10 protein-coding genes are annotated in these 12971 nt (G+C 36.2%); 5 read left to right on the top strand and 5 right to left on the bottom strand.

What is annotated here, in order from left to right; all coding sequences use genetic code 11:
* The first annotated feature begins 34 nt into the window (after positions 1–34).
* Positions 35–1969, top strand: coding sequence for a serine/threonine-protein kinase (locus tag AKG98_RS17480; protein WP_067048864.1), 1935 nt, complete (start codon positions 35–37; stop codon positions 1967–1969).
* A gap of 180 nt (positions 1970–2149) precedes the next feature.
* On the opposite strand, the gene AKG98_RS17475 is transcribed toward AKG98_RS17480, so the two are convergent.
* On the bottom strand, positions 2150–2665 hold the full coding sequence (locus tag AKG98_RS17475; protein ID WP_067048861.1) for a hypothetical protein: 516 nt from the start codon (positions 2663–2665) through the stop codon (positions 2150–2152).
* A gap of 471 nt (positions 2666–3136) precedes the next feature.
* On the opposite strand from AKG98_RS17475, the gene AKG98_RS17470 reads away from it, so the two are divergent.
* Positions 3137–3847 (top strand): SDR family oxidoreductase, encoded by a 711-nt coding sequence (locus AKG98_RS17470; protein WP_067048858.1) that lies wholly within the window; start codon positions 3137–3139, stop codon positions 3845–3847.
* Positions 3848–3998: 151 nt separating this feature from the next.
* Here the strand turns inward: AKG98_RS17470 and AKG98_RS17465 are convergent, their stop codons facing one another.
* Positions 3999–4496, bottom strand: coding sequence for a MarR family winged helix-turn-helix transcriptional regulator (locus AKG98_RS17465; protein ID WP_083544004.1), 498 nt, complete (start codon positions 4494–4496; stop codon positions 3999–4001).
* Positions 4497–4729: 233 nt separating this feature from the next.
* Between AKG98_RS17465 and AKG98_RS17460 the strand changes: the two genes are divergently transcribed.
* The gene (locus AKG98_RS17460; RefSeq protein WP_067048853.1) at positions 4730–5707 is read left to right on the top strand and encodes a pyridoxal-phosphate dependent enzyme; all 978 of its coding nucleotides are present in this window, start codon (positions 4730–4732) and stop codon (positions 5705–5707) included.
* A 1051-nt stretch (positions 5708–6758) separates the two neighbouring features.
* Positions 6759–7562: a PEP-CTERM sorting domain-containing protein gene (locus AKG98_RS17455; RefSeq protein WP_067048850.1), complete on the top strand. Its 804-nt coding sequence runs from the start codon at positions 6759–6761 to the stop codon at positions 7560–7562.
* On the opposite strand, the gene AKG98_RS17450 is transcribed toward AKG98_RS17455, so the two are convergent.
* The 3 genes from AKG98_RS17450 to AKG98_RS17440 all read right to left on the bottom strand — a co-directional run bounded on the left by AKG98_RS17450 (position 7559) and on the right by AKG98_RS17440 (position 12387).
* The gene (locus AKG98_RS17450; protein WP_067048847.1) at positions 7559–9628 is read right to left on the bottom strand and encodes an alpha-amylase; all 2070 of its coding nucleotides are present in this window, start codon (positions 9626–9628) and stop codon (positions 7559–7561) included. The genes AKG98_RS17455 and AKG98_RS17450 overlap by 4 nt on opposite strands.
* Before the next feature lie 343 nt (positions 9629–9971).
* Positions 9972–10280 (bottom strand): hypothetical protein, encoded by a 309-nt coding sequence (locus AKG98_RS17445; RefSeq protein ID WP_067048844.1) that lies wholly within the window; start codon positions 10278–10280, stop codon positions 9972–9974.
* Between the two features lie 367 nt (positions 10281–10647).
* Complete coding sequence (locus AKG98_RS17440) at positions 10648–12387, bottom strand: hypothetical protein (RefSeq protein ID WP_067048841.1); 1740 nt, start codon at positions 12385–12387, stop codon at positions 10648–10650.
* A gap of 369 nt (positions 12388–12756) precedes the next feature.
* Here AKG98_RS17440 and AKG98_RS22525 point away from each other — a divergent pair, with 369 nt between their 5' ends.
* Complete coding sequence (locus AKG98_RS22525; protein WP_198155562.1) at positions 12757–12939, top strand: Arm DNA-binding domain-containing protein; 183 nt, start codon at positions 12757–12759, stop codon at positions 12937–12939.
* The last annotated feature ends 32 nt before the right edge of the window (positions 12940–12971 follow it).

The raw sequence follows: 12971 nt of genomic DNA, 5'->3' as shown, positions 1-12971 counted from the left end.
ACATTAAGCTTTCAAAAAGCACAAGGAGTCTAGTGTGGGAAAAGATAAAATGCTATTAGGTAATAAAAAATCAAAAAATGACATTGATACAGCGACACTTACAGGACAGGTATTAAAAAATAGATATGAATTAGAAGCGCACATTGGCTCTGGCGGCATGAGTGATATATATAAAGCAAAAGATTTGTTATTGGATAAAGCCGGTGTCGAAGAACCTTACGTGGCGATAAAAGTTTTGCAACCACAATACACTCGAAATAAAGAAGCACAGCAGCTGTTGTTTCGGGAAGCACATAAAACGATGTCTCTTTCTCATCCAAATATTATCCGTGTTTATGATGTAGATAAGGAAGATAATCTTTGCTTTATCATTATGGAATGGCTGAATGGCGAAACACTTGATCAAGTTATTTCACGATCTAAGCCTAAGGGATTAACATATAAAGGTGCTGAGAAAGTTATTTCACAGGTGGCTGATGCACTCAAATTCGCCCATAAAAATGGCATTGTACATACAGATTTAAAACCCTCTAATATCATGCTCACACGTAATGGTGATATTAAGATTTTCGACTTTGGTGTTGCCAGATTAATCCAGAATAAGGCAGATGAATTTGCCAACGATAATATTGAACAGAATAACTCACTGAGTGGTTACACTCCTGCTTATGCGAGTGCGGAGTTGTTGCAAGGTCAGCAACCATCAGAAAGCGATGACCTCTTTTCATTAGGTTGTATTTTTTACGAATTACTATCAAGTAAACATCCTTATTTACGTAAACCGGCAGATCAAGCAATTACGGATAAGATCACTGTAAAAAAATTAACTAAACTCAGTAATAATAAATGGAAAGTTATTTACTCAGCATTGCAATTATCGAATGCAGATCGACCACAAAGCATTCAAGCGTGGCAATCTAAACTAACCCGTAAACCGCTTCCTGTTTTTTCAACCATATTACCTTTACTTACTATCTTAGGTTCTGTCGGTTATTTTTATTATATGGAAAATGTAATCACTACACAGCAATTGACTGAGCAGGTTCATACATCCAATGTTGATAACTTAGCTAACTCAAGCGTTGAAGTATTCATGAATTCATTATCTGAGCTAGATGGTGAAACAGCGACGATTAAAGCCGGTATCTTGCGACTGAAACGTGAGGAAGTGATCAACTTCCATATTGCAAAAATAAACCGCATTATGCAGGATCCAAAATCACGCTATCCTGATTTCGACCAGATGGCAGCATTAATTAAAGAAACGATAACCTTATATCCAGACTCGATTAAACTTACCGATATAGAACTGTATGTTGAAGACCAAAGAGAGTCAGCAAGAGCAATACTGCTCGCGAGTATTGAACAACGCTTACTACGTGCAAACTATCTACCTGACAGCGATGGAACCGATATATTCACACTACGTCAGGATATGAAACAAGTTGATACGGATTACAAAATAATCCCTTCAGAGCAAGCGGTAAACTTATATCGTAAACAACTCCGTACTGCGGTCAATGATTACAATTATAACGTCATTAACACACTACTGGCACCCGGCGAATTATTATTTAAAGATTCAGCTTCGGAACTACAAACATTATTAGACCAACCAGTACTCATCACTGCGATTAAAACGCTCACTGATTATCAAGCTTCAGATAAATCACAAGCATTTCCTTTTGATGCTGCTGAGCTGTTTTATCGAGATAGATTTGATACATGGATTGCGGCTGTCAAAATGGCAACAAGTCAACGAACATTAGACCAAATTTATAATCAACAAGACACGTATAACAAATCACTACCCGTCAATTTTAAACCGTTAATCAAGTTACGCCGAGACTTAGCCAATCGTTACTTGAAACTAATTGTGACGGGTAAAATTAAATCTGGATCAAAAGTAATTCAAAAAGCCGAGAGTCTATTAACAAAAGCAGATAAGGGACAAGAAAATTTGATTTAAATATTAAAATTAAAAACGCGGTGTTGAGACATGAGGGCAGTAACTCGCTCTCCTGTCAGACAGTCTACAACAAAGAGCAGACTGGCATTATCAATCAATACGAAGTGGGCTAAAGCTTAGGTTTCAAAAGGCACTGTTCGTTATGGTTAGTTTGAAGTTATCGTCTGATTTTTTTTTAGCTCACTTAGAAAGCTGTATGGATTGAATGCTTGCTCGAAGTTTATCTTCATACTTTGGAAATTCTCCTTTAGCTGAATTGAAGTTGAAAATAAGCATTTCTTTACCATAGCTAGTAATAAGCATGATGTTGTGTATCTCTGTATCAATCGCGTTTGAGAACATCTCAAGATACACCCATTTTTTACCCGAAAGCTCTATAATTTCTTTCTTTTTCCATTCAACACCGGGGATCATACGATCAAAAATTTCCTTAAAGGAATCCATTATAACTGGCAAGTGAGCTGCCGAAATATCATTTGGCTTAAGATCATATGTAATAGTAGTCGAAGCCGAAGCATTGCCAAGAACCCATTTAGGTGCCCTCTTTTGTGGCCACTTCGTATCTATAATGTCTTGAGATAATGGCCTAAACTCATAAGGTGAAACGAATGAAATATCAGTGTTAGAAACGCTAATTTTCTTTGCCAAAGAAGCAAAAGAGAGCGTTATAACCATAAGACTTAATAAAAACTTCATTTAATATACCTAATGAGTTAACAAGTGATTTTTAAGTATTCCGTATAATACGTAAAAACAACGAGTGTTAAATGATTAAATTCTAGATTGTTGTTAAATAACAACTCACTACATAATATTTCACTACATAGTATTTATCGCTACCCTACTTCGAGCCTATATACTGATATACCATCATAATTACAATAGGATACAAATTTAACATACAAGACAATCGCTAAACATTAGCGCCATAAGTTTGATGTGGATCACAAAGTATTTTATGAAAGTTATAGCTAATCAACTTACCATCTCAATTACAGCATACTCTTTAACAAACCATCGCTCAGCTCCTCAATAGCCAATCAGTTGGTAGTTTTAAAATCCTAATCAAACCAGAACAGATCCATGAAAACCCTAACAATATTGGCACTTTTAGAAAGTACTGAAAGGTGCTATGGTGCCAAAAACTAATCAACAAGGAAACTCGTCATGACTAAATTTGCGCTAATTACTGGAGCGAGCCGTGGTATAGGAAAGACTATTTCTCATTACTTTGCCCAGCAAGGATACTCGCTTATTTTAGTTTCTTTAAATAAGGAAAATCTAGATCTAGCTAAGTTAGAAATAGAATCACAATATCCGTCGAGTAATATCGAAACAATCACAGTAGATTTTAATAAACCAGCAGACGTTGAATCCACAATAAAATCAATTATTGCTAACCACAATTCTATCGATGTTATGGTTAATAGCGCCGGTATCCTCATGGCTGGACACGTAGATCTAACGCTGAATCAACTTTCTGAATTAATAAACGTAAACCTACTTTCGACTATTACAGCATGTAATTTGGTTGTCGAGAAAATGAAGCGACAAGGTTACGGTGAAATTTATAATATCGGCTCAACTGCTGGCTTAGAGCCCGTTCCAAAAATAGCCGCTTATTCTGCAACAAAAGCCGCTATCGTTAGTTATAGTCAATCTCTTTATCAGGAACTTCTTCCTTTTGGCATTAAGGTCTGCTGCTTATGCCCAAGCGTTGTCGATACTGACATGACTAATGATGGGCGCATTATGAATAACCTAAAAATTGAAACTCAAGATTTAACCAAAGCTATCGATTTTATACGCAGTTTATCTCCTAGCGCCAGTATGTCGACATTATCTATACGTTGTAAAACCATTGATTTAGAGAAGTAATTACTTAGAATCAGGTGGGGAATTATACCAACGCCCATTTAAGCGGCGAGTAATAGTTTGCTAAAATGTAGAACCGAGCAAGCTGTTCTCAGTCGCCACATCCGTATTGAACGATTTCGCCCCAAATGTTAACACTACAACATTGGTAATCTTATCCTATCGAAATCAACAATTTTCTAAGTAAATCTGAAAGTGCTAAACGTTCATTTTCACTTAAAACATTTACAGATAAATCAGCCTCTTTAAACCTTATTTTTATAGCCTTATCGATAACTTGCATCCCTTTTTCTGTTAGGCCAGCCAATTTTACACGACCATCTTTATTATCTGCGGCTCGATAGATCAATTCGAGTTTTGTCAGTCTGTCCAGCAATGCAGTCATCGCACCAGACGTTAATAAAACTGAATCCATTATTTGCTTTGGTGCTAATTGATATGGTTTTCCTGAGCGTCTTATCGTTGCTAATACGTCCAAATCTGTATAATGGATATCACTATCTTTTAATACTGAACTTGCTCTTTTTTCAAGCACCTTTCCCAACTTAATGATTCGACCAACAACTTGCATTGCATCAACATCCAGGTCTGGCCTTTCTAGTTTCCATTCAGTGACAAGCCTGTCAACAGTATCAAATTCTTCTTTCATCATAACCTCCAAATAAATCTATTAAGTAATATTACAGAACAATAGCTTTATATGAAGATATATTTTATAGTTAACTTCAACTTATCTTCACATAAAGATAAGTTGGGGTTATGGGATAAAGTAAATGAGCGTTACAGCGCATTTTTTGAAGATCACAAACCTTTAAGATGTATTATTCCGACACGCGAATTACATCTTGGATGTCTTATTGAAATCGAAGTGAAGGCGATAATATCATGATTGAAATACCCGAAAAAGTAGACCTTTTAGACACTCATAAAAGAATAAAACCTTTCATTCACAATACACCCGTACTGAGTTCTAAGCTGATCAATGAAATTATTGGGGCCAACATTTTTTTTAAATGTGAAAACTTTCAAAAAATGGGTGCTTTTAAAATGCGAGGTGCAACCAACGCCATTATGCAATTATCTGAAGCTCAAAAACAAAAAGGTGTTGTCACACATTCTTCTGGTAATTTTGCCCAAGCGCTTGCGCTTGCCGCACAAAGTTTAGGGGTTAAGTCATTTATAGTGATGCCAACAACAGCTCCCCAAGTAAAAAAGAATGCTGTGATTGGTTATGGGGGCACAATTATTGAGTGTGAACCTACACTTGAGGCGCGAGAAAACACCGCCAAAGCTGTTGAACAAAAAGAGGGTGCCACTTTTATACACCCATCAAATGATATTAACGTTATTCTCGGTCAAGGGACTGCTTGCATTGAGTTATTAGATGAAAAACCTGATTTAGACGTTATCTTTACACCCGTTGGCGGCGGCGGTTTAATAGGCGGAACAGCATTGTCTGCGCATTACTTTGCTGATAACTGTAAGGTTATTGGCGGAGAACCATTTGAAGCAGATGATGCATACCGATCATTGCAAAGTGGCGTGATTGAATCAAACACATCTACAAATACAATTGCAGATGGTCTAAAAACACAATTAGGTGATCAAAACTTCCCTATCATTCAACAGTATGTTGAAAAAATAATACGTGTAGAAGAAAAAGAAATTGTTGATGCCATGCGATTGATTTGGGAACGGCTTAAAATTATAGCTGAACCATCTTCTGCGGTAGCGCTTGCGGCTCTGGTCAAAGAAAAAGATACTTATCAAAATAAAAACATAGGCATTATCATTTCTGGTGGCAATGTTGATTTAAGCAGTTTGCCATTTACGAACCTACAAATTAGTGAACATGGTAGTTAACAATCACTTACCACTACATTACCATGTTCATTTTTCCACATATAGGGAACGAAGTTTACTTAAGGTCCATGACAAATAACATTCCTGAGTATGTGTAATATTGAGTTCACATATAATGTATCTAAACGCCTATTTTTAGGTGTTATCTTCAAAATAAAGACAAATATCACACGCAAATGTGAGTTAGAGTAAACTAACTCACAACTTAAAACCAAAGTGTTCAATACTTTTGCCAATGATAAATCTAGGGCTAACTTTAGTGCATCCCCCCACTACTAAAGTGAAAATATGATTGAACTAATGACCCTCCCTATTTTTTTAAGAGAGGTATATTTTGCCGTTTAGAAATTCTACTTCAGGCTTATGGGTAGCATTATTCGGATTAAGTCTGATAATTCTGCGTTTGGTTATTGAAAACTCACACAGTCGCATTTCACGGTGAAGAACCAGCGCTGTTGAGCGTATGGTTTGTACTGGGCAGAAGATGTGATTTATGGATAGAGCAGACTAGCTAGGAGTCAGAGGAGGTAATCCTCCCCTGACTGAGCTTTATTTTCTTAATTTTAATTAATTATATTAATAACTAGTGGTGGTTATGCACATGGCCTTGCATTTCAATCGCGACGTCAACGGTGATTGCTCCTGCATATTTAAAATTCAACTCTAATGGAAATCTCTCTCCTTTTTTCGGTAAGTATTTCGGATTATGGCCTTTACTGCCTAACGCATTCACAAATCCAGTACTATTTTGGGTCCGTTTTATTCTTTAGCGGGAAACTGTATCTGAGGGCTATACACCCAGAGCTAGTTAAGCCAAGCACTTCAACGTGGTAAGTGAAAAATTGATTTGTCGCCGTTTGTTGCATATCTTTAATTAATACCAAAATCGAATTTTTCATTACTGATACAAGCTACGATAGCTACGATAGCTACCCGATATGAGAAGCTACAAGTACACGTTTGGGGGATTCTAGCATTAGATGAAATATTGATAACTGCAACTTTTTATAATCACAGCCTCATTTCTCATTGGGGTTACAAAGGAGTATAAATGAATTTAAAGTCTATATATGCTGCTCTAATCGGTGCTGTTTTGTCTGCTAGCTACTTGATTAATAATGTAGCTAATGCAGGCGTTATTTATGATTTTGATATAAAAGTTAATTTTTACGGAGGTCTAACTAACTCACAACAAAGTATTTTTTCTGATGCTGAAAACCTTTGGGAGTTCTTCATTGTAGGATACAGAGATGAGTTTGCAGGCCCAGGTTTAGATATTAGTGCTTCAGGCCAAAATATAGACGGTGTTGGTGGCACTCTTGGACAAGCAGGAATTGCTTATGGTTTATTTTTACCTAGCTATGTTTATGCCACAGAGGGGACTATGCGAATTGATAGTGCAGATCTGCTTTCTATGGAAACGGCTGGAAGCCTATTTGATATTATCATGCATGAAATGGCACATGTCATTGGTTTTGGGATTTTATGGATACCGACATTAAATGATTTATTAGATAGCGCTGGTAATTATATAGGCCAATATGGATTAGAAGCATATCAACTTAGTAATCCAGAAGCGATATTTGTCCCTGTAGAACAAGATGGTGGCCAAGGAACTGCTGGCTACCATTGGAATGAACCTTATGGAGGCGGGCTCAGTGAATTAATGACTGGTTGGTTAGATCCTAATACCACTATTAGTTTAACGACGATAAATTCGTTCGCAGATTTAGGCTATGTTATTAATCCAAATTTCTCTGTGGAACAAGTCCCAGAACCATCAACACTTGTCATCTTCGCATTAGCTATAATGGGGTTATTCTCACGAAGATATAACAAACAGTATAGAAATTAATAATGCTCAATTGATTTACCTACAAATACGATAACAACCTTATCATCACCTAACGTACGAGAAAATGCATAGCCATTTTGCTGCTTAATCTCCTTATGGAACCCAGCACCAATAGCTGGATGAGCTTGTCTAAATTGCCCGAGTGTTTGCCAGTGTTTGAGTAATTTATGGCGGTTAGCATCCAATGACCAATTCATATCAGAACGGGTTCCTTGATGGAAATCATCTGCATAAGCGCCTATATTTCTTGCTACTTCATCACCGTAGTAAACTTGAACAGCACCAGGACTTAGCAATAGCGCACTGGCTGCATTACGCTGCATTTCAAATGATTTAAATCGCCCAAAGAAAAGCTCTGTATCATGAGATGACATATAACTCACAGGATTAAAATCGGGCTTTTCTTTGAGTGTATCTGCATAATTTTGGTAAGTATCGGCCATCTTGCTAAAACAGAGGGCCCCTTCGTCCATCTTTTTCTGCATATCAAAATTGAGCAGTGCATCAAAACCGTCATCATAATAAGGACTACGATAAGCGCTATGTCCCCATACTTCCCCCATCATCCAAAATGGTTGTCCTGTTTCATCATTCTCTTCACGCCAGTCATTTAAGCTTTTTGTCGCAGCTTGTTTTAAGCGCATCCATACATCACCAGACACATGTTTTACTGTATCGATACGATAACCATCAATACCAAAACGCTTCACCCAGTCTGTTTGCCACTCGATCAAGTAATCCGCTACAGTATAGTTTTCACGGCTAATAACTCGCGTTCCGGGGTTATTTAATAGCCACTGTGGAGGTGTAACTGATTTGCTCGATTCAGTGATAAAGTCAGGCAAGCCTGCAAGTGAAAGTGTTAGATCATTGGAGCCTGGTTTTGGATAATTTGGTAAACTGGCACGGACCCAATCACCTCCCCACCACTGACTCCATGCAAAATTATCATAATCAATATTGTCATTGAAACTATGCCAATTTCGCCCCTCATTTGGTTGCCAATCACGCCATTGTACAGGCCAGTCTAGAGAAGGATTTACGACAGGAATTTGATCACGCTGTAAATCTGTTAAGGTGGCATATCCGGGGTGGTTTATGACGACATCGAGTAAAACTTTCATGCCCCGCTTATGCGCTTCTTCAACTAAACGCTTGAGATCATTTTCATTGCCAAAATTCGCATCTATTTTAGTGAAATCACGAGCCCAGTAGCCATGATAACTATAAAACGGAAACGAACCAGCGTTACCACCGCCGACAAATCCTCGTACTTGTTCTACAATAGGTGAAAGCCAAATGGCACTTGTTCCTAAGCTTTTAATATAATCAAGTTTCTCAATGACCCCTTTTAAATCGCCACCATGAAAGGTTCCAATCTCATCTTTGCCGTCTTTACGGCGACCATAACTATTATCATTACTTGTATCTTGATTATTAAAACGATCAATCATAACAAAATAAATATTTGCGTTGCGCCAGTTAAATTTAGCTTCTTTGAGTTGACCTTTTAGTGGCTCTAATAATATTAATCCCCCACTATTAATTGCTGGCGTAATGGTGACTTGCTGTTGAATAACAGTGACAACTTGCCCACTTAGTTTATCTTTTAATTGAGTGCCATCTTTATAGGTATCTGCAAGATTAATAGTAACCTCTCCACCTTTATATATGTCACATTGCACTTGTGGTATAGGACGTTTGAATGCTTTGTCAGTGGATTTTTTGGGCTGACGTTTTATCAATAGTGTTTTATTCTCGGCATCAAATATGAATGCATAATCACCATTAAACCTGATTTTAATAGGCAGCTCAGTCGGTGAATCGCAATTCAAAGCCAGTGGTTGACTAAACCTTACCTTCTGTTCTTTTGGCTTAATGCAGCTTCCTTCAATTCCAGTAACATTTAAGGTATAGCTTGCTTTAGTAAGTGGAACCACCAGCGGAGATTTACTAGTGAGTAAGAAGTCTCGACTAGTGGTGCTGGTTGAGATGGTTAGATTGGGTGAAGCAAGCAAGCTTGGGCTGACAAGCATGAGTACAAGACTTATTTTATTTAATTTCATCTTCAAACCTAAGTTATTCCATTAATTAATATAATAATAAAACGGAACCATTGGTCAGACATCATCCTGCTAAACTACGCCCCAAATAGTTAATCAACTCACAGTTTTAGTTAAACAGGGAGTAGTATCTGAGAAAGATAAATCATGAGTTGGATTAGTTCATTATTTAGCTTTATTTCGAACAGATTGCAACTTCGACACTGAGGTTGATGCGTTTATTTCGGGCGTTTTGGAGAAATAAGGGGAAGAGATCTTAATTATCATCGGCACTGCATATTGGGATTTCAGTGCCAATGAATTCGAGTTTTAGAATAGAAGAGTTAGATTCCCTTGGCATTGCTTACTAGAGGTTTTTTGCCTCAGAACTCTCGGTCCAATACAGTTCATAATCAATATTTTCTGCTATAGAGCCATCCATAAACTCATAGTGCTCATGTTTTGCAGGAACTAAAAAATCAAAATCCGGCGGAAGCATCTCATATTTATCATCCGACCCACCTTCGACTAATACTAATAATCCATCTTCATAGGCTGAATGTATTGTGCCCCAAAAGCCTTTAAAATATTCTTCTTGATCAGTTTCTTTAATTCGTATTGAAACAATAACTCTTTTACCTATTTCTTCTTGTGCTTTTGATATCGAATATTCCAATGTTACTCCTCATAGAATGTATCAATTTTCGGCTACGCAATACTTATTTATGTATTGACTAATAAATATTAATTAAATAACCATGTGTGCAATAAAATACAATATTATTATCGATTACATCTACAAGGATTAACCTTATGCTATGCAAAGATGAATTATTTATATACATGTGTCATTATCTCCAAGAATAGGATAACGACGATGTAATGAGTGGCGGTAAATTACAATACACCTAGGGCTGCGCATGAGTTAATATTTTTATCAATGATGAAACTAAAGAACGTGAACTACATAGATTCATGCGGTTACCCTGCTCCATATACTGACTGAAAAAAACATATTTTTAATTTCAGTCAATAGTAATATTTTATAAATTTAATATTACCCTTGCTAAGACATAACGATTTTTAGTGTAAGTTGAATCACCGATACTAGCTAACATCATCAAGTTTTGACTATTATCTTCAAATAATAATACAGGAACGAGTTTTTCATCATTTAATCTAGGAATTTTATAATGTTTATAGAAATCATGATTACTTTTAGAAAATATTTTCATTTCTGTATCTGTAGCTAAAATTTTTCGATTAAAAGTAACAACTATTTTGTCGCTATCAAACAATGCAGACGCTTTATCATAAATATAATAACCTAAACCAAGTGACCTGTTTTTAAACCCTTTTTTAAATGCCCAAATATCGTTGCACGTAGAAAGAATTAATTGCTCCTCAAGTACATCAAAAGGTCTACAATCCATATCAAGTTCTTTTCTAGTAATTAAGTTTACTGTATCAGTTGAAATATCATACAAGCTAATGGCACTTTCACCCCCAATATACATATGGGGTGAGCGTTCTCCAAATACTACATCCTGCAGCCCTAACTCTAGAACGCTCCTCTCTGGAGTATTACCTAATAAGGCTACTTTTTTTAAAACATTTTTAATAGATCTTTCATCACCATATTCTTCAACACCGGAATAATAAATATTGTTATTTATTATTTTAGGAGGAAGATTACCTCTACCATATTCAGGCATGCCTATTGGTATTCTATAGGCATTATTTGTTAAAAATTGACCATGTTCAATTTCAATTATTCCAAACCCTCGGCGGAAATTAACTAGAGCTTTTCGGTGATCTAGTGAAACAGAAAAGTTGAGACTGTAATATTTATTCCAGCCTGGATCATCTAAGGGAAATACACTTTCGTTAACAAAACTGAGACTATGCTTATTCCCTGTATCTATGTCATACAAAAAAATTGAGCTATCCATACCTTCATTACGAACTGGATAATTAGAAGCAAATCCAATCGAATTAATTGAAGAAATAAAAACAGGATTAATCATATCTTGTTCAAAAAATGTGACAGGCTCAATGTGAACCTCGGGGATTTCTGAAACCATATGAGTAATTGAGAAAGCAATTGGCGGCTGAATAACTGGTTTTAGACAGTCAAAATCAAAACAAAAACTTAAACTAACTTGACTTTTATGCTCACCAATCCCAACGTCACTCCCCGCTATTGCCTCTATATAATTATCATGTTGATATAATGAATTCCCTTCAGCCGAAAATTTTCGGTAAAGATAAGTATCAGGATATTTACTTTCAAAATCGTTAACCAACTCTAGATCTAGAGCTACATAATTATCATCAAGTTCATCACTGTTGAGAATAATTTCAGTCTGTTTGGGAGTTATCTTCAAAAATGGAATTTCGTAACTTATATCAATCGGTATTCTATTAGATAAAGACTCACATGCCTGATCGTTACATAATTCTAATTCAAGGCTTCTAGAGTAAAGTCCAGGAGGTAATGGAACATAATCTTCAAAATTTAAAAACAACTCCCCTGAGCCATCATTATAAGCGTTTAAATCTACAGATTTAATTAAATCAATCCCGTCTCCAGTAACTTTATAATAAACATTTGTAGAGGTTAAACTATGATTAAAATCCACTGTGAAAAAATCATGAGAAAGCATATTAATATACAGTTTCTTATTTATCACATTTGTATGACTTTCACTTGAATCGTCACCGCCACCACAACCAAATAAAATAAAAAGGGACACAATTATCAAACATGCTGATTTATACATTTTCAATCCTTTGAAAATTAATTGATACACTATACCAATAACCTAAAGTAATGTCCTTACAATTCATTGATAATTAATCGTTTTTATTTAATACAACCATTGAAAAATATGTACCAAACATCTGATATTTTGTTTCACTTAACCACAGAAATACTGCATTTAGCACATGCGTACTAAATGAAATAAGAACTAATCAGTCTTTACATTATGATTTATTTCTAATCTCATCTACTTTCTTTCCCTTTACTTCAGAGACTTCCCCCCTGTTAAGGGGCAAATATACTTCAAATCGATACATTTTTTTAACCGTGTATCGAACAACGACAAAAACATTGAACACATCTAATTTAAGTCCTATCACGTAACTTCATGCCCATTAAATCTATTATTAATGGCTACGAAGTGGATTACTGCCCACAAGGTCGAAACGGTAAACGCTACAGAAAGAAGTTTAAGACCAAAGGCGAAGCGCAGAAGTACGAACGCTGGCTGCTGTCGACTCAGAATCAAAAATACTGGTTGAAAAGTCTGCCGATATACACCCCAAGTTGAGTTAATATCCCCTTGCTATGATTACCATGGCC

It is taken from the genome of Moritella sp. JT01 (assembly GCF_001574435.1).
Lineage (GTDB): Bacteria > Pseudomonadota > Gammaproteobacteria > Enterobacterales > Moritellaceae > Moritella.
Note: the sequence above shows the minus strand (reverse complement) of the source record. Positions and strands in the feature narration are given on the sequence as shown.

Excerpts from the sequence above, each read along its gene's own strand:
- AKG98_RS17475 (WP_067048861.1), bottom strand. The coding sequence starts at position 2,665 with ATGAAGTTTTTATTAAGTCTTATGGTTATAACGCTCTCTTTTGCTTCT.
- AKG98_RS17470 (WP_067048858.1), top strand. The coding sequence starts at position 3,137 with ATGACTAAATTTGCGCTAATTACTGGAGCGAGCCGTGGTATAGGAAAG.
- AKG98_RS17465 (WP_083544004.1), bottom strand. The coding sequence starts at position 4,496 with ATGATGAAAGAAGAATTTGATACTGTTGACAGGCTTGTCACTGAATGG.
- AKG98_RS17460 (WP_067048853.1), top strand. The coding sequence starts at position 4,730 with ATGATTGAAATACCCGAAAAAGTAGACCTTTTAGACACTCATAAAAGA.
- AKG98_RS17455 (WP_067048850.1), top strand. The coding sequence starts at position 6,759 with ATGAATTTAAAGTCTATATATGCTGCTCTAATCGGTGCTGTTTTGTCT.
- AKG98_RS17450 (WP_067048847.1), bottom strand. The coding sequence starts at position 9,628 with ATGAAATTAAATAAAATAAGTCTTGTACTCATGCTTGTCAGCCCAAGC.
- AKG98_RS17440 (WP_067048841.1), bottom strand. The coding sequence starts at position 12,387 with ATGTATAAATCAGCATGTTTGATAATTGTGTCCCTTTTTATTTTATTT.
- AKG98_RS22525 (WP_198155562.1), top strand. The coding sequence starts at position 12,757 with ATGCCCATTAAATCTATTATTAATGGCTACGAAGTGGATTACTGCCCA.